Source organism: Bdellovibrio bacteriovorus, assembly GCF_002208115.1.
Taxonomy (GTDB): Bacteria; Bdellovibrionota; Bdellovibrionia; order Bdellovibrionales; family Bdellovibrionaceae; genus Bdellovibrio; species Bdellovibrio bacteriovorus_C.
The window spans coordinates 1416230-1439023 of record NZ_CP020946.1 but is presented as its reverse complement, the minus strand read 5'-3'; the positions used below and the strand labels follow the sequence as shown (position 1 = coordinate 1439023).

Sequence of the window (22794 nt, the reverse complement as noted above, 5' to 3'; positions counted from 1 at the left end):
GGGGCAATACCAAGAGCTTGCAAAAGGTTTTTTTAGATCATTTCATTTTTTTCCCAAGCATTTTGGTCACTTAGCAACCCCACTACAGGTAGTGTTGCGACTCAACTGTCTCACCTACCCCTGCTGGTGATATTTGTTCACCAGCATTTTCCGAATGGAAAAACATGAGCAAGTCTTGGGCATCGCGAACCGCCTGCGCACCGTCCATTAACAAATCCAGAGCGCCTTGAAAATGCGGATCCAAAGGATGACCTGGAACCACCCAAACCGGTCGTCCGATCTGCGCGGCCTGATGGGCGGTGATCAGCGTTCCACTGCGACGACGGGCTTCCACCAGCAGACTGGCCCGCCCCAACGCGGCGATCAGGCGGTTGCGATGATGGAAGAGATGTTTGTGCATTTTTTGCTGATGATCATATTCACTTAAGAAACAACCACCCTGCTCAATCACAAGCCCCATCCACTCTTTCAAGTTGGCGGGATAAACTTCACCCAAACCGGATGGCAGCACCACCACCGTCGGGCAGAACTTGCGCAAAGCCACACTGTGGGCCTTTTGATCGACACCGCGGGCACCGCCGCTGATGATGCAAGGCCTTTCCTGCTCGCAAAAAGCTCCCAGCTCTTTTTCCATCCACAACAGGGAATCCGCCGCCGGCTCCCGACTGCCCACCACCGACAGGGTTTTGGCATTCAACCACGCGGGCGAACCACGATAGCTCAGGGTCAGCGGCGGATCCGCCATCTGATAGCACAGTTCCGGGTACAACACTTCGCCATAGACGACAAAGTTCACCCCCTGCATTTTCAGTTGCAGACTTTCCTCGCAGTGTTTTTTGAACAGCTCATGGTTTTTCACCAGGGCGTCGGCCAGATCCGGAAACCGGGGGCGAAGTTCGGCCAGCACCTGATCGGCCGCAAGCCTTCCGGCACGGGCCAGCTCAAGATAAAGGGCGTGAACCCCGTCGCGCTCAACGGCGTACAGCGGGTGACTTTTTAAAATTTGCGAAATGGAATAAAGATCGTTCATAAGAAAAAAGGCCCTGCAATTTGCAGAGCCTTTTTGAAAGGGTCTTAAAAATCAAGATCGGAATCATCCAGTCCGCCATCCGGCGACGGAGCTTCTGCCGGAGTGCTCGGTGCATCTTCAAATTCCTTTTCAAAATCCTCATCCACCTTGGCCGGAGCTTCAACCACCGGAGCTTCACGCATGGCCTGAACCACCGGCTTGCCGACATAGTCGCCCACCAGGATGTTGTCGGAAGCTTTGATCACGTATGCGGTGGCAAAGTTTGGCGACACACGCACGATCTTCACCGAGCCCACCACGCGGTCATTCATCACCGCTTCGTTTTTCTTGTTGCGTACACGCTCATCCGCAAACACCGACAGCGTCTGGCCTTCCTGCAGCCCCGAAGCAGAACCACCATCCAGGAACACCAGAGTGCTGTTACCAAAGATGTTGCGCTTTTTATCGAACTGCCCGCCCATGATTTTTGCCCCCACGCCGGACACCAGCCCCGACGGCGTTGGATCAATCATCGGCAGTTTTCCTGGCGTCAGGATCGCGCCCACGTCCACCGGCTGAATGGCTTTTTTCACAATCGCGCGGTAGATATTCTGCTGGTCGTTCACTTTTTCCAGAACTTCGATTTCACCCTGCAGCTCGACCATTTGCCCCTGACGGTCTTTCACCAAAGGGTCTTTCACCATAGTCAGGTTTTTCTGGGCCACAAAGTCTTTGCCGCCATTGCTGTCCAAGCGCACATAGATGTACTGGAACTCACCAGCCGTCTTCATATCCATTTCAGTAGCCGTCACACGACCAACCCCCTGAACCGGAGCGTCCGCCAGATAGTATTCCAGATACTCAGGAGCAATAGGGAACTGGTTTTTCGGCAGCTCAATCTGAAGTTCCACCTTCGGGTCATTCATCGCGCCCATGCGATAGGATGGCAGACTATTGGGAAGATTCTTCAGCAGCGGAGCACGTTTTTTTCCACGCGGCAACACCACGGCATCACCCTTGGCTCCCGCTTCCGGCTTCACGTCCGTCACCACAGTGCCATCCGCTTTGCCCGCAGTATCAGCCGCCGCCAGATCCAGAGTCGGCGCTTCATCCGCCGTTCCAGGGAAGAACTGAATATTCATCTTCGGATCAATTTCGTGCGGATTCAAAACCGCGCCGTTGTTCAAAGACCAAATTTTCGGCCAGAAATTCGGATCACCGAAGAACGTTGTGGAGATCCCCCACAGCGTGTCGCCTTTCTGCACCTGATAGATTTCCGCCTCGCGATTGCCGACGGCTTTTTCCCACAGCTCTACGGAAGTGGGTTGTTCATTGTAGTTTTTGTAGATGCGATGGAATTCCGCCTCACGCGCGTAATCGGGTTCAGACCCCACGGCGCCAGTGCCCGGTGCCGGACTGAAGGTTTCCATTGTCTGGGTTTCCGGGGCCGGTGCGGATGGAGCGACGTCCTCTGTTGTTGGCTCAGGGCTTGCCACCTCCGGAGCCGGAGGTGCCGGGACATCTGCACCAGGCTCGTCAATTTCCTTAAACTCAGGCACGCTCGGCTCAACCACTTCCTGCTGCTGGCTTTCCAGCACGTCAAGTGGATCCGACTCCCAGGTCGCATCCGGTGGGTTGTCTTGCGCCTGTGCCAGCATTGCCGTCAGGATCAGGGCCATCATTACGGAGAACTTCTTGTTCATCACTCTTTGCATCCTTGCCGTGATTTTTTATTTCAGAATTTTCAACTCAGCATCTGCACGGAAAGATTCCGGGCTGCCCGGGTAACGGGAGCGGACATCCAGCAGGGCTTTGCGAGAAAACTCAGGCAGATTCATTTTTTTATAGGTCATGGCTTTGGCAAATTTGGCTGCAGCGACTTTGTTGCTGCGCGGATATTGCTTTTCGATTTGCGCAAAGTACTTGATCGCTTCTGCGTAATTACCGTTATCCACGGCCATACGACCCGCTACGAACAAGGCATTGTCGGCGTAAGGGCTTTGTGGATAGCGCGACAGAAGGCTTTGCAGGCGGCTCTTAAAGGCGATTTCATCATTGTTCTGATAGGCGCTTACCATTTCAGCATAAAGACCGATGTCACTTTCTTTCGAAAGGTCTTTCCCCGTCAGTTCGACAAGCAAAGCTTCCTGGCTCAGGTCGCGCGAAGAGCTCTTTGCATTGCTGGTGGCTGGTTTGGCGAACGAGGCCAAAGGCAGGCTTAAAAGGACCGTTGCTGCTAATAGTCTAAGTTGCTTCATCTATCGACACCTCTTGATCTTTTACTAGTATGACACGCCTTGAGAAGTGCAAACAAGCAGGAGTTATCCACATAAAATGTTGAGTTATTGTAATGCTAGACCTTAGACCTATTTATTTTCAAGGCTTTCAGCGATTTGCACGGATCTTAAGCAGCAGTTAAATATATAATATTGTTAGCTTTAATAGTATTAATGCCCTGTAATTATGCTCTCGAATTTCAGATCTTAAAATCCGTCCCCCGAAGACGCGCGGACCCAATAACAGACTATTTTAGAAATCCACTGCGTTATGAAAATTGCTAAGTGCTTAGAACCATGAGTGCTTAGAACCATGATCATTCTTCTAAGCCTTGCCCTTTGCTTAAGCATTGCCGCTCCCGATGTTTTGCTGACAAACACAACACATCTGTCACAGAAATTTCAGGAAAAGTGTGTTCATTTTCTGCCAAAGAATTCACTAGAACAGCAGTCCTTAGCATCACTTCTTTGTGGTGAAAAAATCACAGACGCCGAATTGCAAAAAAATCTGCAGCGCACATCACTGATTCACATCTTTGTTATTTCGGGATCTCACCTGATTTTGCTTGATGAACTCTTAAGCATTCTGCGAATTCCACTCTTTGTAAGAATCCTGTTCCTGGGCTTTTATTCACTGATCGTGGGCTGGCAACCACCCGCAGTGCGGGCACTTTTAGCTCTGATCACCCGCCACAGTCTGAAGCATTTTCGCCTGCACCTGCCGCCCGATCTGGGGGTGCTGGCAGCGGGTCTAATCACCCTCTCGCTTTTTCCGACATGGTGGGATTCCCTATCCCTGCTGATGAGCTGGTGCGCCGCCTTGGCGCTGTGCTGGGGAAGTTTACTGCGGGTGAAGCCACCCCTGCCCCGCCTGCTGCTTTCCCAAGTCGGCATCTTTGTCTTTATGAGCGCACCTTTATGGGGACTGGGCAGTCTGCATCCTTTGAGTCTGATTTATAATCTGCTGCTGGCCCCGGTTGTCAGCTATGCGCTGCTGCCGCTCGCGTTCTTCGTGACTCTTTTACCGTCCGGCGTTTTCGTATTTGACGCAGTGATGGAATTTTTCCGCCAGACCTTGGCGTTTTTATCGGAGCCCATCGTGATGCACAAAACCCGCCCCCCATCTGTGGCCGCACTGTGGTGGTGGATCGTGTTTTGGCAGGTGATCATGCATTTCTTGCGTTTGCATTTATGGCAGGGCCGGGATTCACGATGAGTCTGTTTTTCTTTCTGTTGATTCTTTTCAGCGCCTCGCCCGTGAAACACGCTTTGAGCGGCCACTATTATGTCGTGTGGAATGTCGGTCAGGGACAATGGGTCAGCGAGGTCACGGCCTTACGCTGTCGCCACTTTGACATGGGTGGAGAATTCTTTCCGTGGAAGCGCATTCACTTTGCCTGCGCCGACAAAGAAAATCAGGTGTTCCTGTCCCACTGGGACTGGGATCATATCGGGGCTTTGTCCAAGACATTTCAACTGAAACAGCTTCAGGGACTATGCCTGGCTTTGCCGCCGCTGGGGAAGTCTTCGCGCTATAAAGAAAAGCTGATACGCGCTCTGCCGCTTTGTTTGCAAAAGGATCTGCCGGTGTGGACTCCGGCACTTAATAAAGACAGCAATGCTGAAAGCCACATCCTGCGCTCGGGCCCCGTGCTGCTGCCCGGAGATTCTCCAAGATCACAAGAGCTGATATGGAGAACACGCACATGGATCAGCTCTGCTGAAGTGCTGTTGTTGGGCCACCACGGCAGCAAGACAAGCACATCCGAAGAGCTCTTGGATTCACTGCCAAAGTTACGTCTGAGCATCGCCTCGGCCCGCTGGCCCCGCTATCGCCATCCTCACCCAACGGTGGTGGCAAGATTGCATCAGAAAAAGATCCCCCTGCTCAAAACTGAAGACTGGGGGAATCTTTGGTTGGAACAACGTACGGCGAAATGATTCCGTCTGTTACTGACCGGAGTGTTCGTCGCCGATCTTTTTACAGATGACTCCACATTTATTGAAGACATTCTTCGCGCGATCCCAGCAGTACTTGTTGATAAGCTGGGTGCCGCGAGGGCATGAAATGCGACTGCCGCCCGAAATAGGTTCAACCACAAAGTCCTCTTGAAGTTCCTGAATCAGTTGCACCTCGTGCATGGCCTGATCATCAGTTTGCTCCTCTGCAAAGGCAGACAGACTGATTGCCACTGTAAATAAAAGAATCCATTTGATCATTGTTCATCCTCCATGGGGTTTGTACCCAATGAAGAATCTTAGAAATGCTTTTACCGGAATCACCACGGGAAACTGAGACACCTGCAAGAAAGCAAAGAGTCTCAAAATTCAATGTTCCCCGGCAGCAAACTGAGGATTGAGACTCCATGCACTCCCTCGAATGCCTTGTGAAACTTTTGATCAAAGTTTTCAACTTCGACAGCAATCCGTGTCCAATGCCTTTTGGTTTTTATAACACCAAGTACAGCCCTTGCAGAAATCCATCTCTGGGGGATCAACAAAATGAAAACATTCCAACTTGGTCTGACTGTGGCAACCATGACCGTCTCAACGGCGGTGGCTGATGTAACAGGTCATATTGATACAGTGAAAGAACGACCTGATGGAGCCGTGGTGGTCCGGGGCTGGGCCTGCGACACTTCCCAAGATCAGTCCATCTCCGTGCATCTTTACGCCGGTGCTGCGGCAGGAAGCGCCAACGCCCGTTTCATTCAGTCCTCCCCAGCCCGCAGATCTTCCGAAGCCGCAGTGAAATCCATCTGTGGCACCAAAAATTCGGGCCATCGCTTTGAATCTGTTATCCCCAAAGCCCTGGCCCTGCGCTATACCGGCAGCCCCGTTTTCGTTCACGGGATCTCTGTTTCCGGCGGACGTAACAGCACGATTGGCAACTCTGGGCGATTTTCCATTCCGACGTTCCCGGTCGATCAAAGACTTTCACAGCTCATGCTCAATGCTGATGGCAGCTCTGTTACCGGCGACCTGCTAATCCCGTCCGGCTATCGAGTGCAAATTGATCGCGACATCAACGTGCGCAACCTGACCGTGCAAGGCCGACTGTTCTGCCCTGCAAACGGAACCTTCACATTGAAAGCCTCTTCCCTGCATGTGCACGGATCAGAAGCTTTGCTTCAGTGCGGGACAGCCATGACACCATTCCAAGGACAGCTTAAAATCGCCATCAAAGGCGGTACCTTTCTTAAAGAAAATTGCGACGGCGTTCTGGTTCCTTGCAGTGACCGCAATATCATGGCCATGAATGGCGGAACCATCCGCCTGGTCGGCAACCGCATCAATGCAAAGTGGCTGAAACTTGCAAAGACCGCCGCTGCGGGAACTTCTGACCTCTATGTCAGTGAGAATGTCGGCTGGAAGGCCGGGGATCGCCTGGCTGTTGCTCCGACTGCCTATCGCTATCTGGAGGCAGAGGACGTCGTAATCAAATCCGTGCAAGGCACCCGCATCACATTGACGGCACCACTTAAGTTCCGCCACAACGGACAAAATAACAGCTACAAAACACCCACTCGCACCTGGACTGTGGATGAACGGGCAGAAGTGGCCAACCTGACACGCAATATTCAGATCACTTCCGATGGCAATATCTCTGCCATGAACTACAAAGGTGCTCACCTGATGATCATGCCGTCAGCCTTTGGCTATATTGACGGTGTGGAGTTTTCATACATGGGCCGCATGGGCGAAATGGCCAGATATCCGTTTCACTGGCACCGCGTGGGTGATGCCTCCGGTCAGTACATCAAAAATTCCAGTATTCACCATTCGTTCCAGCGTTGCATCACGGTTCACGCCACGAACAACACTGTGGTTGAAAACAACGTCTGCTATGATCACTATGGCCACGGCTTCTTCCTGGAAGATGGCAATGAAGTAGGTAACACCTTCAGCAAAAACCTGGGCATCCTTTCCCGTCGCCCATTGACCGACAGACACATTCTGCAATCTGATATTGACGTCAGCAGCCCCGGCAGATTCCCGGGCCCGGCCACCTTTTGGGTTTCCAATCCGAACAACATCTTTAAAGACAACGTGGCGGCAGGCTCTCAAGGCACGGGCTATTGGATGAGCTTTGCCCGTGGTGTTTCCTGTGTGAATTTCAGATGCGTGTTCCCGGACAGCCAAAATCCAGCGAACGTGTTCCCACGTCAGGAAAACACCCGCCAGTTCGATAACAACACCGCCCGCTCCACCACTGTTGGCTTCAGCTGGGATGGCGTGGCTGACGGAAAAATTGCCAACAACCCCCGCAATCCTCATGACCGCCTGATTGTGACTGTTCACTATGCGCCAAAAACAACGCCGACGATCCGCAATCTGAAAGCTTTTAAAAGCGTCGAGGCGGCCATGTACACCCGCGCCCAGACGATGAACTTCGTAGGAGCCATTCTGGCCGACAACCGTTCAAATATCTGGGCGGCCTACAATATCGTCGTACGCGACAGTGCCGTAATCGCAATCAGTGGCAACCACCAGCCGGACGAATTCAAGGACAACTCGATGTTCACGGGCGCCCGAATATATGATGGGCCTATGGATCTGAGCGGCATTGACTTTATCAACTTCACTGACGTGCCTTATGGAAGCACAGTGATCAAGCCGTCCCCGTTCCGTTCAGTGGGTGCTTCCGAACGCTTTGCCAATGTGTCTCAGAAACTGCGCTTTTTCCCGGAACCCGCACGCAAAATTGTTTTTGATGCGGTCAGCGGCCCGACATCTTTGGGTGGGACTGAGTCCGCCAGCATTCGCGACCTGGACGGCAGCTTGACGGGCACAGCGCAAACTATTCTGGTTCCGACCCATGACTTCAACAATACAGCGGGCTGTTCTGCTCCCAAGGACCAAAGCGTGCGTGCGATGCTTTGCAAATATCAGGTGGGCAGCGTCTATCTGTTTAATCCGACCAAGGCCACCACAGCTTTTGCTGCCGGTCGCAGTGATGGAGTGGTTTTGACCACCAATAACTTTATGAACAAGATGAACATGATCTATGGTGGCAACTACGAATACAAAATTCAGTACAATGAAAACCTGGATCTGGAAAAAATCACGGTGGTCTTTAAGACGGCTTATCAGGGCGCCCTCAGTCCTGTTGTGGCCATCCATGATTTGCCGGGCACTTACTGCAAGACCTCTCAAGGCCGTGCCGTTGCGTCCTTGACCGAACTGCGCAAGGCCCAGGACAGCGCTTACTTCAGCAGCCGCAATATTCTTTACATCAAGAACAAAGCCACCGGAAATGCCCCATATGTTTCCGGAGTTTCTGTTGCCCAAATCGGCCAGGGAAGCATGGGAAAAATTCTTTGCCAATAACCCGGCAAAGAATTGAAATAGACTTATGAAAAAAGCACTTTTGTTTGCTGTTGCCCTGATCCCGGTCGCTCTTTTGGCCCTGTTCTTAAGGCCTTCAGGCAATATGCTGAAATCACCGCCTATGGAATTTAAAATTCCCGCTGGGGGTGACTTCGAAATCCCCTCCACCGCGGGACTTTACAAGACCTCCGAAAAAAGAGGCCGCGTTCTGTTTCTTTTCTTCGGCTTTGCCCACTGCCCGCACATCTGTCCCATGACCCTGGCAAACTTAAGCCAGATGATTCAGGCACTGCCGCCCGAGCATCAAAACAAAGTGGAGGTCCTGTTTGTCTCGATTGATCCGGAACGGGACTCCCTGACCACTTTGGCAGAACACCTGAAAAGGTTCAAAGCCCCGATGAAGGCCGCCACGGACACCCACGAGAACTTAAGGAAAATCACCTCCCTTTTCGGCGCCCGCTATTCACGCATTCAAACCGGCAGTTCTTTCTTTGTGGACCACACCAGCCATGTTTTTGTGATCAACAGCCGTGGGGAATGGGTTGAAACTCTGGATTACAAGTCTCCACCTTCGGAATATCGCCAGGCCTTGGAAACCGCCGACGACAAAAGACCTTTTTCAGAGCGCCAGATCCCACTGAAGGACGTCACACTTTTGGCCGAAAACCCGGACTGCGATCTGGCGACTCAGGCCCCGTGCGAAATTGCAACTTCCCAGGGTCATTTTCAAGTTGAGATGAACCCACGCCCCGTCCGGGAAGCACAGGAAACTTCCGTCAAAGTGCGTACACTTAACACCTCTTGGGTGCCGCTGCTGCTGGATTTTGAAGGGGTTGAACAGGATATGGGATTTATCAGACCTCTGCTGTCCCCTTCCCAGGACGGCGCAAGTCATGAAGCCACGTACGAGCTTCCGGTCTGTGAGCTCAGCGAAATGCGGTGGCGGGTGCGCCTGGTGCTTCAGAAGCCGACCGGGGAAAAAGCGGCCGTTCTGTTCTATATGAAAACCCGCCGGGAATAAAAAAACCCGCATCCTTGCGAGATGCGGGTTTTAAAATTTCAGAAATTTTAAACCTTAGATTTTGTAAGGTTTGTATTCCATGTGTAGGTCTTTTGCTACTGGCTCGTAAACTACGTGGCCACCGTAAGTGTTCAGACCTTTCAACAATGCAGGAGATTTCGCAACTGCATCTTCCACACCCATAGCCGCGATCATGGAACCGTAGCGCAGAGTTACGTTCGTCAATGCGTAAGTGGATGTTCTAGGAACAACGCCTGGCATGTTTGGAACGCAATAGTGGATCACACCGTCAACTTCGTAAGTTGGGTTGGTGTGGGAAGTAGGACGGCAAGTCTCGATACAACCACCCTGGTCAACGGCAACGTCAACAACAACAGAGCCTTTGGACATGGAAGAAACCATCTCTTTAGACACCAAAGTCGGAGCTTTGTGACCAGTGATCAGAACGCCACCAACTACCAGGTCAGATTCTTTTACGGAATCTTCGATGTTTTTCGCGTTGGAGAACAAAGTCATGCAACGGCCCTGGAAGATATCATCAAGATATTCCAAACGTGCTGTGTTCACATCAAGGATAGTTACGGAAGCGCCCAAACCTACAGCCATTTTCGCTGCGTTGGTACCAACAACACCACCACCGATGATGGTGACTTTAGCTGGTTTAACACCCGTTACGCCACCCATCAGGATGCCTTTTCCACCGTGGTCTTTTTGCAGGTAGAAAGCACCGATCTGAGTCGCCATACGACCGGCAACCTCAGACATTGGAGTCAACAATGGCAAAGAGCCGTTGTCCAACTGGATAGTTTCGTAAGCGATCGCTTTCACTTTACGTTCACAAAGAACTTTCGTCAGCTTCGCTTCTGCAGCCAAGTGAAGGTAAGTGTAAAGGATCTGATTTTCTCTCATCAGTTCGTATTCGTCTGGAAGAGGTTCTTTAACTTTTTGGATCATGTCCGCTTTTGCGTACACTTCTTTTTTTGTGTCGATGATTTTCGCACCAGCTTTTTCGTACTGCTCGTTAGAGATACCAGAGCCAACGCCCGCATCTTTCTCAACGATCACAGTGTGGCCTTCGCTCACATACTGACGCACGCCCGCTTCGGTCAAACCAACGCGGTTCTCAGAAATCTTAATCTCCTTAGGAACACCGATAATCATGATTTACTCCTGTTATTCCGGTTTTGAAACTCCGCAACTATGCCAGATCGGTAATAAAAAGCAAGCGACCCCAAAAAAGGTGCCTGGTGATTTTTTACACCTACGACGCGTCATTGACGCAGTGTAGATGTAAAAAGTCACCAGGCACCTTTTCGGTCGGGATTAGGATGGGGAATGGTTTAATTCGCTATAGAGCCAGCCTGGTTCGTTCAAGGTGCCTTTGGCTTGGATGCCGTCTTCGGGGTGGCCTTCTTCCAAGGGGCTGTAGATGGCGGCATATCCGGTGTTTTCGGTGACGGTGGCGGTCCATGGGGCTTTCCCTAAAAGCTGGCTGACGACCACGAAGGCGTTGTTTTCCATGGCGCGGGCTCTTGCGCCCAGGTGCACGCGGTTGCAGTCGATTTGGTTTTCACTGCGGCTGGGGGCCAGAAGAATTTTGGCGCCCTCAGCAGCCATTGATGCGGCCGGGCCCGGGTATTCGACATCGGTGCTCATGCAAACGGCCATGTCACCCAGGCGGGTTTCGAATACATTAAAAGCGTTGCCGCCACTGACAATCCCCCACAGTTCTTCTTCTAGCTTGGTGACGTTCTTTTTGTCCTGCACCCCGACTCCACCACTGGGACCGACAAAATAACTGCGATTGACGAAGGTGTCCTGCTCGGTTTTGACCGGGATCGAAGGAGCCACGATCGCGCACTGGTATTTCTTGGCCAGCTCCTGATAGGTCTCCAGGAACTTGTCTTTTAGTTTGTCCAGCTCACGAACCTGGGCCTTGGGGTCCTGCTGAGTCGTTTCCTTCATCAAGGACACCAGTTCCATAGAACCATATTCAGGGAACACCAGCAGGGTTGCTTTGTTTTCAACCGCTTCCCGCACCCAGGATTCCACCGAGTGCTGCCAGCCCTCAAAGCTGGAATGCTTTTGCAACAGATACTGGGCGGCGGCGACACGGATCATGGGTCTACTCCTTAAAGGTGATTTCTATTCCTTCCCATAAAAGCCTGCGAAAAACACGCGAAATCCGTCGCCCCTCGCCGGCAGCTTTTAGACAACCCGGAAGTTTCTACTGTACAAAATCCTGACAGGGGCGGATTTCCCGGACATCGAGTATTCTCCCTGCTCGGAGAATACTATGAAATTAGCAGTACGTGTTTCCGCTATATTACTGTTGTCCCTGAGCGCTCAGGCTCAAAGCAAGGACGCCGCCACCCAGTGGCGCGTTACTCAGCCTGCGTGGACTGAATATCACGAAGAACAATTCGGTCAATTCGTAGCCCGTCTTGGTGACGCCGTTGAAAAACGTCAGTGCGGCAAGGTCAACACTTGTATGCTCAGCACCGCCAACATGTATTATGGAACCGATCCATCGGGCCTGAAATACTATTCTGATTGTGCGGATCTGCCTTATTACCTGCGCGGTTACTTCGCCTGGAAAAACGGTCTGCCGTTCTCTGTAACTGCCGAAGTCAAACCCAGTCCGCTGAACACCGACAAGGTAAAGGACGTTCGTTATTCTTCCCAAGGTAACATGGTCACCAAACGTTATGATGTCCTGACTAAAAACGGGATCTTCAAAAACACCTATCCAAATGCTTTGGAAATCCTGAATGACGTGGTTCCTGGCCTGACGTATTCAGCCACCTTGCGCATGTCCGGCAGCGAAGACGCGGAACTTTACACTGATTTCTATCCGGTGAAGATCGACCGTCAGGGCATCCGTCCGGGCACCGTGATCTATGATCCAAACGGCCACGTGGCTGTGGTGTATAAAGTCACTGATGACGGCCGTGTGTTCTATATCGATGCTCACCCGGACAATTCTTTGACGATGGGTATGTTCACTCCGAAGTTTGTGCGATCAAACCCGAATCAGGGTGCGGGCTTTAAAAAATTCCGCCCTTTGTCGTTGGTTGATGCAAAACAGGATTCCTCTGGCGCCTATGCTGGCGGCAAAATCGTGGCGGCAAATAACTACCAACTGCGTGACTACAGTCTGGAGCAGTTCTATGGAACTCAACCAGACAGTGCCGGCTGGAGCAAAGGCAAGTTCCTGTTCCGCGGTCAGCAAGTCACTTATTACGATTATATCCGCCTAAGCCTGACTGAAGGTGAAGCACACATCGATCCATTGAAAGACATGGCGCAACTGACCGATGATATTTGCGTCAGTCTGAAAGACCGTGTGGCCGCTGTGGATGCTGCCAGAACTTCCGGTGTGGCGGCGAAACCTCACCCAGAACGTCTGCCGGTGAATATCTTCGGTACCGAAGGCGAGTGGGAAAACTATGCGACCCCATCCCGTGATGCCCGTTTGAAAGTGGCGTACATGGATCTGGTGACGTCAACCCGCGCGAACATTGAAAAGTACAAAAAACGTGATCCATCCATCCGCTACAATGGCGGCAACCTGGCTCAGGATCTGTTTAATATCTACGCGCAAAAAGCCCAGGCTTGTCAGTTCTCGTACACCACTACCAGTGGAAAAACTGTGATGATGAATCTGGAAGCTGCAAGACAAAGACTGTTTGCAATGAGCTTTGACCCGTATCACTGTATTGAGCTTCGCTGGGGCGCTCGTATCCCGGCAGAACTTGCATCCTGCCAGGACGACGCGAACAAACGTTCTTGGTATGAGCGCGAACAATGGTTGCGCAATCAGTGGGAACGCCGCTATGACGTCCGCATGGACTACAGCCTGAATGAGCTGACAGGTCCAATCCAAGGCGTTGGTATCGCGAATCCACCGGATGTAGACATCGTTGGTTACTTGAAATCCCAGAGATAATTTCCTGGCTCCCGGGCGGAGGAGCGGGGCCGCGCTGGTCTCGCCGTACTCCTGCCTGCGACTTCGCGACACGCCGTCCGGGCTCTGCTGTGGCCCGCGCTGCGCGCGGGTGTGCGCCATCCGGGCGCCCACAGAGGTCGCTTTCGTCACAGGCATGAGTCCGTCGTGCCCACCGCATCCCCACTCCCCCGATGCGATTTACGAATCACCTTGTAGAATAATTAATTTCAAAGATGTAACTGCGGATTTACGTTTATCGATAGACGCTGTAAAACAATGTCATGATTTTGACTTTGGTGACGGCTCTTCAACTTCAATGCGGGATTCAACAAGCGGGCGAGCAATCGCTGAGCTACGGGACTGTCATCTATGTCACCGCAGAAAATCCGGCACCCCAACTGGCTTACTTTGAATTAACCGGCGACGATTTCACCACCCATCCTTACTGCGAATTCATTCAATCAAAAATGAACAACGGCGAAACCTTCACGATCAAACTGGACAAATCCGGCAAAAAGATCCAAGGGCTCAAATAAAAAAGGGCTGGCAACGCCAACCCTTTTTGTGTCCATGTCAGTAACCTTGCTAGAAGGTACGACTTGTCGATGTTCCGCAGCGGTTATAACCACTAATGGTGAGCTTCTTCGAGGCCCAATCAGATGGCCATGCTGGCGTGTTCAGGCAATCCACCGAAGTACCGCCGAAACTGCACTCCAAAGATCCCACACCGGCACCGTTATCAAAGACGATAAGGGCGTCCGCTGCAGACTTGGACGGATCGTAAATGAATGTCGGCACGTAGCTGCCTCGGCTGTCACAGATTTCGGTCGCCATGTCCGCGGAATAGTGGGAACCATAGGCGGAGGAATCCACGCGAATACCCAAACCAGTTGTATCGGCGTACGAATAATCCGACATTTTCAAAATATACAGACGCATGTTCTTGGCAGAGCTATAAGACGCCTTCACCGTCAGCGACACATAGATATAGCCGTTGATTTCAGTGAACAGACCATAATAAGAAGCCAGCGCATAATCATCCCCAGGCACCATCCAAATATAGTCAGCCGCACTTCCCATATAGGAAGGCTTTTGCAGTTTCAATGTCACTGCCTGACCAGGAACCAGAACCACCGGCGTGCCTGAGTTTGGATAACTCAAAATCCCGGAACTATCGGTGCTGTTGGAGTTGTTATTGTCACTGGAGGCCGAGCCAGAAGAGCTCGGCGCACAGTTTTGGAAACTCAGGGTACAAACGACAAGGACAGCAAACACGATGGCACTGCCCCAGATTTTCTTTTGATTCTGCATACATTCCCCCACCAGAAGCACAGTATTGCTACTTTACCATTATACTGATCGGCAAATGTTGAGAAAAAATGGAATCAGTCTGATTCGTCTCAGACTGGGACAGTCCAGCCCGTATAACGGCGAACTTCGTCGGAAATATCCGCACCCAGTTCCACGTGACGATAGCTGGTCGGCGAATCCCAGATCTTGCGCACCAGTTTGTTCATGACATCATGGCCGGCTTTATAAAGGACCACATGGCCCATCAAAGGCATCTCCAGCGTCACCAAATCCCCCAGGGCATCCAGAAGTTTGTGACGGACAAACTCATCCGCCCAGCGCAACCCGTCCGGATTCACCACAGTTTCACCATCAAGAACGATGCAGTTATCAAGACTGCCGCCCTTGGCAAGACCGCGGGATTTCAATGCCTCCACATCCTTCATAAATCCAAACGTGCGGGCGTTGGCCACATCACGCCCGAAGGATTGTTCGTTGATGTCCAGATCCAGCGTCTGTTTTCCGATGGTGGGATTGGGGAAATCAATGGTCACGGTCAAGCGCAGTCCATGATACGGAACCACGTAAGCGTGTTTTTCGCCTTCACTAAAATAAATAGGCTCAGTGATATAGCAGTACTTGCGCGGCTGATCTTGTTCCACGATTCCGACCGCGAGCAATGCTTCCAGAAACACTCGCGCACTGCCGTCACCGATAGGGATCTCAGGGCCGTCCAGTTCGATGAAAAGATTGTCGATGCGCAACGCCGAAAGCGCTGAAACACAGTGTTCAATGGTCGCTACAGAAAAAGCCGGACCACCGATGGTGGTCTGATGAGATGTTGCCTGCACGTTGCGAGCTGTGACTTTCAGCGAAGGACTGCCTGGCAGATCCGTGCGGATGAAGTAAACCCCCGTGTCAGCCGGAGCCGGGCGGAAGGTCAATGTACAAGGATCGCCGGAATGAATCCCGATCCCCTGAACCACAGTCTTTTTACGAATAGTTTTTTGCAAGAACATCTTGCTTTCAATTTAGCCTAACTAAGAGCCCTTCGCAATGCGGATTTGCCCGACCACGTCGCCACGCCAGTTTGTGACAGGAGACATGGTGAATTTGGAAAGCGCCTTGAATTCACTTTCATTCAAGCCCCCCAACTGCAGCAAAAGCATCGCCGTGGCAGCCTGAGCGGCTCGTCCGGCCCCGTCAGCGGCTTTCACCGCGAAAGCCACCTTCTTTTCCGGCAGCACCCCGCAGAACACACCCTCAGCCCCGCCTTTGATCACGGCACGACCTTGTGACTTTTCAATCACAGCTGTGGCAAAATTGTCACTGCCGGAAATATAAAACGGGTTGGACCTGACTGCGTGCAAAATGCGCTCTGCTGCGACTTTGCGCGCAGGAGCTTCTTTGGGATTAATAAAGGTCGACATCCCGATGGCCATATTCTGCAGCGGAACGGCATACGTCGGAATACCGCAACCATCCACTCCATAAGGAACCTTGGAGTGATCTATACGCATGGTTTCGCTTAAAACCTTACGCAGTCTTTTCTGCGCATTGTGTTCGTACTTTTCATATCCCGTGGGATCCTCGCCCAAATGCAGACAGGTCGAAATAATCGCCGAATGCTTACCAGCACAATTGTTACAAAGCACGCTGGGCTTTTGATTTTTGCGAATCATATCGTGGGCACTGGCTTCATCGTAAGGCAAATGCGGACCACAGACGTACTGAGCTTCTTTCAAGCCGGCTTTTTCCAGCCACTGCGACAGGGCGGCCAAGTGCTCTTTTTCTCCGCGATGCGAGGCGCAGGCCAAAGCAATGTGCTTGTCTTCCAGATTGAATTTTTCCGCGGCACCGGATTCAATCAGCGGCAGAGCCTGCAACATCTTGATTGCACTGCGAGGCATGGTCAGATACTGAGGATGCCCCCAGTACTGCACAAGGTTGCCGATCTCGTTAACAACAACGGCCATCACCTGGTGCTGGCTTTCCACCACGGGACCGCGCAACACCTCAATGATCAACGGCTGCTTTGATGCCATATACGCTCTCCAAAAGAATTAGTGCCAGGATTCTCATATCAAAACGATTCCGAAAGATTGTCCTGCAGAACATCGCCCGAACATCGCAGGCGAACCGCTGATCAGTCTATCAGGATACAGGGGACCCCAATATAAAAACCTGCAAAAGAATCAAAATACGACAGACGACAAAGCCGGCGGTACGCCGGCTTCGAATAGTAATCACGTTTTTAAGATATCCCTGGCCCTTTGATTCTACAGTCCCCAGACCGTGCGCGGGAATGGGAAGCGATCTGCGGTTCCAACAACACCTTTATTATTATCACCCATGCATTTCATTTCACCCGTTTCCAGAACGAAACAGGTGCTGTCACTGCCCGCAGAGACATCACGAACACCTTCCACAACCACGGTTGCGGGGCCGGAAGAATAACATTTATCAACCGTCGTTCCTATTCCAAGTTGCCCCTTCGGGTTCTGCCCCCAGCAAACCAAGCGGCGTTCGTCACCCACGATCGCGCACATATGGGAACGCCCCACAGAGACTTTCTTAACATCCGTCAGCAATGTTGTGGGAGTGTCGCCGTTCGTCCCCATACAAGCCAAACCACTCCCCCAGCACTTCAAGTCCCCGTTTTTCATGACGGCACAAGAGCCCGGACTGGTTTCATGCCCCCCCATAGAGACGGAGTCAACCCCGGACAATAACGGCGTCGCTGGTATCGTTGTTCTATCAACAGTGTCTCCCAATCCCAGTTGCTTTTGGGTGTTATCCCCCCAACAGAACAAATCATCATTGGTTGCGATATAACAGGCTGCCTGGTAAGACGTTTCAACATCCCGAACTCCAGACGACAACACCAGATTTGGAAGAGTGTTGACGCTGGCACTTCCTGGCTTGCTCTGGCCGCTGTTGTTGTCGCCCCAGCAATTCAGTCCGCCGGTCGTCAACAGCGCACACCCACCGTCATCATTCAATGCCACCTTGCTGACATCTTTACCAATAACAATCTTCGGAGTTTTAAAGCTTGTGAAGGCAGGACTGACACCCAAACTCAAGTTTGCGGAGTTATATCCCCAGCATCTCAGCTCCCCGTAGGTTGAAACTGAACAACTGCGCTCTCGCCCTGTGGCGATCTGTCGCTGATTGCGCGACAAGGCTTGAGTCGGAACCAAGCGAGGCAACAGCGTTCGATCACCCACCTGCCCCACCGAGTTTTGCCCCCAGCAAAGAACTTCGCCCGAAGACATCAAAGAACAGGCCGAATAGTAGTTTTCATGGAACACATTGCTGACTGAAACTGATTCTACGCCCGCAGGAATGACCGTCACAGGCAGTGTTTTATTCACTGGTAACGGCGAGGCCATCCAACATTGAACCGAAGAATCCTGCATCAACACACACCGTGGATCGAGGCCATCTGTTGGGCCATATCTGTTAGACATTCGCAGCAGACTTTTCACTCCGCCGCTGATCAATTGCACTGGTGCCGAAGCTGCCACAACCGGATTGCCGCCTGGGATTCGGCCACCAGAGCCCCACGTCCATACACTGCCGTCATTTTTCAAAGCTATGATCGACTCTTGCGAAGTCATCATATCTTTATAGTCGGAACTCATCTCTACCGGAACCGTTGAACCTGCCCCGCTGGTTCCCGGAGTCAACTGGCCATTTCCGCCACTGCCCCAACAATAGTTTTTGCGCACTGTCGGCGCACCTTCATCTTTTTGCACACAGATGTTGTCATTGAAAAGGTCATAGGAAACGATATTGGTTGCCAAGGGCGTCGCGGGCACAGTGGACGTGCTTCCTGAAGAGTACCAGGTCGATCTGTTACCCCAGCAGAAAAGATTTCTTTGCGACGGAGTTACGGAATCCAACTTAACCGCACACAAGGTGTTTCCGGTAACAGCCGCGATAAGACGCATTTCCTCCACCTGCCCTGTGACAAGCTGTGGAGCAGCCAGAGTGCGCGAAGCATTGTTCGATCCAGTACCGAAAATACCGGAATAGTCATCGCCCCAACACATCAGGTCTTTATTGGTTTTCAGGTAACATAGTGCATTCGAGCTGACCGCCACCTGAGTGACTCCGGAATTCACATATTTCGTTGGCTGCAGCACTTTGCCACCGACGGATCCCGGCAGGGCACTGGCATTATCCCGTCCCCAACACCACATCTCGCCTGAAGTGTTCGCGGCGCAGACGGTGTATCCGCCCACCTCAAAATGCGCCACATTCTGCATAACAGGTGTGGCGGAAGGTTCATTCGTGTTGACCACAGTCCCATTGCCAAGCTGGCCATAGTCGTTGGCACCGAAACATTTCAGGTCGTTGTTGTCATACAGTGCACAGGCAAAACCCACGCCCTGCTTGAACGACACAACCTTCGGCGCCACAACAGCGGAATCATCATCCCGGATCAATACCTCATGCACCGAGAGCATCCCCCCGTTTCCGAGGGAGTTTTTCGCCAGAATCAGACGAATCCTCTTTTCAGGCTCTGCTACAGCATCATCAAGAATGGTCAGCGGAATATATTTAGTCGTTTCACCAACGGCAAAATTGACTTCTTTGGATGTCAGGGTGAAGTCCTCTGCACCTGCGTCACCCATGACCGCGATTGTCACTTTAAAGGCGATCGGAGCGGGAGCACTCAGCACCACCGGAATGTTCAAAGTGCCCGCATCTTCATTCACAATCTGACTGCTGGATACAAAGGATGCCGTCAAAGCCGACGTGTAAGTCAGAATCCCCGTCGTGTCTTTGACTGGCAGATCTGTCACCGCCACTTCATTGGCGGGATTGGTGACAGTGGCGCCATTCAGTTCAATAGCCGCAGGCATTTCAATACCGTCCGTATCATCATCACCGACAACAACCTCATATCGGAAAAGCAATTCCGATGGGGATACCTTAGTCACATAGTTGGCGATACGATTATTACTGCCAATGCGAATGGTGATGCGCGGATTTCCAGTCACGGTCACTGGCTGATCGTATTTTACAATGACTTCCAAACTGGTGCCATCCAGGTACACGTCAGTGTCCGGGGTGCTCAGTCTTTTCACCTCAGGGATGGTGCGGATCAATACCGGCGTACTCTGCGACAAAGACTCTGCCGCCCCTGGAGCTGGCAGTGTCAGCAGATTGGCGACTTCATCAGCGGTGCCTGTGACATCCTCTGCGGGCTCAATAGAGCCGCCGTTTAAGTTGATTGCCTGCGTGCCCGTGTAATCCAACGTCAGAGCCGAATCCCCGGCAACCACTGCGTATTCAAATACCAGCATACTCGTGCCGGAACCGGAAGCATATGTCGCCAGACGCTTCGTCGCTCCGGTTTCAAGTTCAATCGTGGGATTGCCAGTCACATTGACCGGACCACTGAAGTGCACCTGGATAGGAACAATCCCCGCCGTGGTATAGCGAGGCAAGGCAAGCGTAGAAACCGAAGAAGCTCCGGTGGTGTCGGCATCGACTTTCAAGATTTTTGGATATTGCAAAGGAGCTGGCCCCGGCAAAGACGGATTCAAAATAGATCCGACCTTACCGAACATTTCAGCACTCAGATTTCCGCAACCGGCAACCGCCCACATCAGAAAAACTGACGTGAAAATACGGATGACATTCTGATAGCCCATCAACGCCCCTTAAAATCAAAGTGTTCCTGAGATTTTATCGGGTCAGTTTCCGAACTTCTGAAGCTTCAATATGAGAATTTAGCTAATTTCCACGAGTTTCCAAAACTCGCTATTTGTCCGCAAGAACTGAGTTTTTCGCAAATTCGGTGATAACACGCCCACGCTGGGTCTTTTGAATGAACCCCTCCTGAATCAGGAATGGCTCATAGACCTCTTCCAGGGTGTCACGCTCTTCACTCAAGGCCGCAGCGATCGTATCGATCCCCACCGGACCACCAGCGTACTTATCCTGTATCAGACTGAGAATTCGGCGATCCATCAGGTCCAAACCATACTGATCCACACCCAACTGATTCAACGCATACACGGCGATGTCTTTCGTCACCACACCGTTGCCTTTGACTTGAGCGTAATCACGCACACGCTTCAGCAGTCTGTTCGCCACACGCGGAGTTCCGCGCGAACGACGGGCCACTTCATCTGCGCCCTCTTCGTCGATTTCAACTTTCAGAATTTCCGCAGATCTCATCAGGATCTGGCGAAGAGCATCCTTATCATAGAACTGCAAACGCTCCACAATACCGAAACGATCCCGGAACGGCGGATTCAAAAGCCCCGCCCGTGTGGTCGCCCCCACTAAAGTGAACGGTGCCAAAGTGAATTTCATCGAGCGCGCGCCCAGGCCTTCGCCGGTCACAATGTCGATGTAATAATCTTCCATCGCTGTGTACAGGTATTCTTCCACATGACGGCTCAAACGGTGAATTTCATCAATGAACAAAACCGAGTGCGGCTTCAATGAAGTCAAAATCGCCGCAAGGTCACCCTTTTTGTCGATCGCCGGAGCCGATGTCATCTTGATTTCAGCACCCATGTCATTGGCGATGATTTTGGAAAGTGTCGTTTTACCCAAGCCCGGAGGCCCGCACAACAAAACGTGATCCAGGGATTCACCACGGTGTTTGGCCGCCGCCACGAACACCTTCAGTTTTTCCTTCACATCATCCTGACCGGGGAAGTCTTCAAATTTCTGGGGACGCAGTTCGTTTTCCCAGCTCTTTTCGCCTTCGACCGGATCGCCTTCAAGAATACGACTCATGACAATCCTCCAGACAGGGTCTGGAAGCCTTTGCGGATACCGTCTTCAACCGCGATGTCCGCTGGCAAGGAGGAAACAAACTGATCCACCAACTGGGATTTATAACCCAGATTCAAAAGAGCTGAAGTGATCTGCGTGTGCGCCACGGATTTGGCTTTGGCAACCACACCGCCTTCTTCGATGGAAACAAGCTTGCCTTTGAGGGTCAGAATAATCTGCTCGGCGGTCTTTTTGCCCACTTTTGGCAAACCCGACAACGCCTTGGCATTACCCGCTTCGATCATTTCATGAATTTGCGCCGGACGGCCGCCGGAAAGAATGCTTAAAGCCATCTTCGGACCGACGCCGTTTACTTTTAACAAAGACAGGAACAGATTTTTTTCCTCTTTGTCGTGGAAGCCGAAAAGCTGCAAAGCATCTTCACGCACGTGAGTGTGAATCCAGACGATGATGTCGTTTCCCAAAAGCGTCTGCAGATCCCCCAGCGTGTTGCTGGAAGCGTGGATTTCATAACCCACCCCACTGACGTCGATCAAAGCGGAGTCGTTCATCACTTCAATAATTTTACCGCGCAAATATCCAATCATAAACTCACCGCTCTTTGCATTAGGGCTTTCTTTTTCATTTCAAAGGCATGGTAACAAGCCATGGCCAGGGCGTCAGAGGCATCGATGCGGCTGATGGTTTTTAGGCTCAGCATCACTTTCAAAATGGCCTGCACGTCCTCTTTGGAGGCGCCGCCGTTGCCGGTGACACCTTTTTTAACGGACCGGGTGGCGTATTCCTGAACTTCAGCGCCGCCCAGGCCGGCTTCATACATGATCACACCGCGGGCATGCCCTAGTTTGAAGGCACTGTCGGCATTTTTACCCAGGAAGATTTTTTCGATGACGACCTGTTCGGGTTTGTACTTTTCCATGACTTCACGGAACGCAGAACCCAGTTCGGTCATCCGGCGCGGAAAAGCGTCGTCACCGTCCATGACGATCACGCCGTGATTGATATGCTCAATCTTTCCGTTCGCCACACGAACAACACCGAAACCTGTAATGCGGGAACCGGGATCGACCCCAAGAATAACCAAAGACAACCACCCTGTTTTTAAACTCTCGCCCCTATTTGAAGCTGAAGCTATTGCTTAGTCAATCAATCT

The 22794-nt window shown here is 51.8% G+C and carries 19 protein-coding genes; 6 read left to right on the top strand and 13 right to left on the bottom strand.

All coding sequences use genetic code 11. The annotated features are described in order from the left end of the window. Positions 1-82: 82 nt before the first annotated feature. Genes B9G79_RS06910 through B9G79_RS06900 form a run of 3 tightly spaced genes read right to left on the bottom strand, consistent with a single transcriptional unit; the run spans position 83 to position 3267 of the window. Entirely contained in the window at positions 83-1030 is a 948-nt protein-coding gene (locus tag B9G79_RS06910) for a DNA-processing protein DprA (protein ID WP_088564869.1), read from the bottom strand. 44 nt (positions 1031-1074) lie between these two features. Then, on the bottom strand, positions 1075-2712 hold the full coding sequence (locus B9G79_RS06905; protein WP_232469238.1) for a LysM peptidoglycan-binding domain-containing protein: 1638 nt from the start codon (positions 2710-2712) through the stop codon (positions 1075-1077). Between the two features lie 27 nt (positions 2713-2739). Further along, complete coding sequence (locus B9G79_RS06900; protein WP_088564867.1) at positions 2740-3267, bottom strand: tetratricopeptide repeat protein; 528 nt, start codon at positions 3265-3267, stop codon at positions 2740-2742. A 331-nt stretch (positions 3268-3598) separates the two neighbouring features. On the opposite strand from B9G79_RS06900, the gene B9G79_RS06895 reads away from it, so the two are divergent. Together B9G79_RS06895 and B9G79_RS06890 are read left to right on the top strand one after the other, a co-directional pair. Then, positions 3599-4501, top strand: coding sequence for a ComEC/Rec2 family competence protein (locus B9G79_RS06895; protein ID WP_088564866.1), 903 nt, complete (start codon positions 3599-3601; stop codon positions 4499-4501). Then, entirely contained in the window at positions 4498-5226 is a 729-nt protein-coding gene (locus B9G79_RS06890) for a ComEC/Rec2 family competence protein (protein ID WP_088564865.1), read from the top strand. The genes B9G79_RS06895 and B9G79_RS06890 overlap by 4 nt, the downstream gene beginning before the upstream one ends. A 9-nt stretch (positions 5227-5235) precedes the next feature. Here B9G79_RS06890 and B9G79_RS06885 read toward each other — a convergent pair whose 3' ends face one another. Beyond that, positions 5236-5505 (bottom strand): hypothetical protein, encoded by a 270-nt coding sequence (locus B9G79_RS06885; protein WP_088564864.1) that lies wholly within the window; start codon positions 5503-5505, stop codon positions 5236-5238. 282 nt (positions 5506-5787) lie between these two features. Between B9G79_RS06885 and B9G79_RS06880 the strand changes: the two genes are divergently transcribed. Together B9G79_RS06880 and B9G79_RS06875 are read left to right on the top strand one after the other, a co-directional pair. Further along, positions 5788-8616: a G8 domain-containing protein gene (locus B9G79_RS06880; RefSeq protein WP_088564863.1), complete on the top strand. Its 2829-nt coding sequence runs from the start codon at positions 5788-5790 to the stop codon at positions 8614-8616. Between the two features lie 25 nt (positions 8617-8641). Continuing rightward, the gene (locus tag B9G79_RS06875) at positions 8642-9637 is read left to right on the top strand and encodes an SCO family protein (protein ID WP_088564862.1); all 996 of its coding nucleotides are present in this window, start codon (positions 8642-8644) and stop codon (positions 9635-9637) included. Between the two features lie 54 nt (positions 9638-9691). Here the strand turns inward: B9G79_RS06875 and ald are convergent, their stop codons facing one another. Both ald and B9G79_RS06865 read right to left on the bottom strand, forming a co-directional pair. Continuing rightward, on the bottom strand, positions 9692-10798 hold the full coding sequence (ald, locus tag B9G79_RS06870) for an alanine dehydrogenase (RefSeq protein WP_015091539.1): 1107 nt from the start codon (positions 10796-10798) through the stop codon (positions 9692-9694). 162 nt (positions 10799-10960) lie between these two features. Beyond that, positions 10961-11758: a nitrilase-related carbon-nitrogen hydrolase gene (locus B9G79_RS06865; protein ID WP_088564861.1), complete on the bottom strand. Its 798-nt coding sequence runs from the start codon at positions 11756-11758 to the stop codon at positions 10961-10963. A 175-nt stretch (positions 11759-11933) separates the two neighbouring features. Between B9G79_RS06865 and B9G79_RS06860 the strand changes: the two genes are divergently transcribed. Beyond that, positions 11934-13586, top strand: a complete 1653-nt coding sequence (locus B9G79_RS06860; protein WP_041577773.1) for a hypothetical protein — start codon at positions 11934-11936, stop codon at positions 13584-13586. Positions 13587-13867: 281 nt separating this feature from the next. After that, positions 13868-14122, top strand: coding sequence for a hypothetical protein (locus tag B9G79_RS06855; protein WP_088564860.1), 255 nt, complete (start codon positions 13868-13870; stop codon positions 14120-14122). Positions 14123-14171: 49 nt separating this feature from the next. On the opposite strand, the gene B9G79_RS06850 is transcribed toward B9G79_RS06855, so the two are convergent. The 7 genes from B9G79_RS06850 to ruvC all read right to left on the bottom strand — a co-directional run bounded on the left by B9G79_RS06850 (position 14172) and on the right by ruvC (position 22725). Continuing rightward, a complete protein-coding gene (locus B9G79_RS06850) occupies positions 14172-14897 on the bottom strand; it encodes a hypothetical protein (RefSeq protein ID WP_232469237.1) in 726 nt (241 codons plus the stop codon). Between the two features lie 89 nt (positions 14898-14986). Further along, positions 14987-15895, bottom strand: a complete 909-nt coding sequence (gene lpxC, locus B9G79_RS06845) for a UDP-3-O-acyl-N-acetylglucosamine deacetylase (RefSeq protein WP_088564858.1) — start codon at positions 15893-15895, stop codon at positions 14987-14989. A 21-nt stretch (positions 15896-15916) separates the two neighbouring features. Continuing rightward, on the bottom strand, positions 15917-16921 hold the full coding sequence (locus B9G79_RS06840; RefSeq protein WP_088564857.1) for an asparaginase: 1005 nt from the start codon (positions 16919-16921) through the stop codon (positions 15917-15919). A gap of 234 nt (positions 16922-17155) precedes the next feature. Continuing rightward, positions 17156-20542 carry a Calx-beta domain-containing protein gene (locus B9G79_RS06835; protein WP_088564856.1) on the bottom strand — a complete coding sequence of 1129 codons (3387 nt, stop codon included), beginning with the start codon at positions 20540-20542 and terminating at the stop codon, positions 17156-17158. Positions 20543-20651: 109 nt separating this feature from the next. Then, positions 20652-21641, bottom strand: coding sequence for a Holliday junction branch migration DNA helicase RuvB (gene ruvB, locus B9G79_RS06830; protein WP_088564855.1), 990 nt, complete (start codon positions 21639-21641; stop codon positions 20652-20654). Beyond that, the gene (gene ruvA / locus B9G79_RS06825) at positions 21638-22228 is read right to left on the bottom strand and encodes a Holliday junction branch migration protein RuvA (protein WP_088564854.1); all 591 of its coding nucleotides are present in this window, start codon (positions 22226-22228) and stop codon (positions 21638-21640) included. Before ruvA ends, ruvB begins: the two co-directional genes overlap by 4 nt. Further along, positions 22225-22725 (bottom strand): crossover junction endodeoxyribonuclease RuvC, encoded by a 501-nt coding sequence (ruvC, locus tag B9G79_RS06820; protein ID WP_226988183.1) that lies wholly within the window; start codon positions 22723-22725, stop codon positions 22225-22227. The genes ruvA and ruvC overlap by 4 nt, the downstream gene beginning before the upstream one ends. Positions 22726-22794: the final 69 nt, after the last annotated feature.

Bases quoted from the DNA above. Each gene is read 5' to 3' on its own strand.
- B9G79_RS06910 (WP_088564869.1), bottom strand. From the start codon at position 1,030: ATGAACGATCTTTATTCCATTTCGCAAATTTTAAAAAGTCACCCGCTG.
- B9G79_RS06850 (WP_232469237.1), bottom strand. From the start codon at position 14,897: ATGCAGAATCAAAAGAAAATCTGGGGCAGTGCCATCGTGTTTGCTGTC.
- lpxC (WP_088564858.1), bottom strand. From the start codon at position 15,895: ATGTTCTTGCAAAAAACTATTCGTAAAAAGACTGTGGTTCAGGGGATC.
- ruvA (WP_088564854.1), bottom strand. From the start codon at position 22,228: ATGATTGGATATTTGCGCGGTAAAATTATTGAAGTGATGAACGACTCC.
- B9G79_RS06860 (WP_041577773.1), top strand. From the start codon at position 11,934: ATGAAATTAGCAGTACGTGTTTCCGCTATATTACTGTTGTCCCTGAGC.
- B9G79_RS06900 (WP_088564867.1), bottom strand. From the start codon at position 3,267: ATGAAGCAACTTAGACTATTAGCAGCAACGGTCCTTTTAAGCCTGCCT.
- B9G79_RS06835 (WP_088564856.1), bottom strand. From the start codon at position 20,542: ATGGGCTATCAGAATGTCATCCGTATTTTCACGTCAGTTTTTCTGATG.
- B9G79_RS06865 (WP_088564861.1), bottom strand. From the start codon at position 11,758: ATGATCCGTGTCGCCGCCGCCCAGTATCTGTTGCAAAAGCATTCCAGC.
- ruvB (WP_088564855.1), bottom strand. From the start codon at position 21,641: ATGAGTCGTATTCTTGAAGGCGATCCGGTCGAAGGCGAAAAGAGCTGG.
- B9G79_RS06895 (WP_088564866.1), top strand. From the start codon at position 3,599: ATGATCATTCTTCTAAGCCTTGCCCTTTGCTTAAGCATTGCCGCTCCC.
- B9G79_RS06855 (WP_088564860.1), top strand. From the start codon at position 13,868: ATGATTTTGACTTTGGTGACGGCTCTTCAACTTCAATGCGGGATTCAA.
- B9G79_RS06905 (WP_232469238.1), bottom strand. From the start codon at position 2,712: ATGAACAAGAAGTTCTCCGTAATGATGGCCCTGATCCTGACGGCAATG.
- B9G79_RS06880 (WP_088564863.1), top strand. From the start codon at position 5,788: ATGAAAACATTCCAACTTGGTCTGACTGTGGCAACCATGACCGTCTCA.
- B9G79_RS06875 (WP_088564862.1), top strand. From the start codon at position 8,642: ATGAAAAAAGCACTTTTGTTTGCTGTTGCCCTGATCCCGGTCGCTCTT.
- B9G79_RS06885 (WP_088564864.1), bottom strand. From the start codon at position 5,505: ATGATCAAATGGATTCTTTTATTTACAGTGGCAATCAGTCTGTCTGCC.
- ald (WP_015091539.1), bottom strand. From the start codon at position 10,798: ATGATTATCGGTGTTCCTAAGGAGATTAAGATTTCTGAGAACCGCGTT.
- B9G79_RS06840 (WP_088564857.1), bottom strand. From the start codon at position 16,921: ATGGCATCAAAGCAGCCGTTGATCATTGAGGTGTTGCGCGGTCCCGTG.
- B9G79_RS06890 (WP_088564865.1), top strand. From the start codon at position 4,498: ATGAGTCTGTTTTTCTTTCTGTTGATTCTTTTCAGCGCCTCGCCCGTG.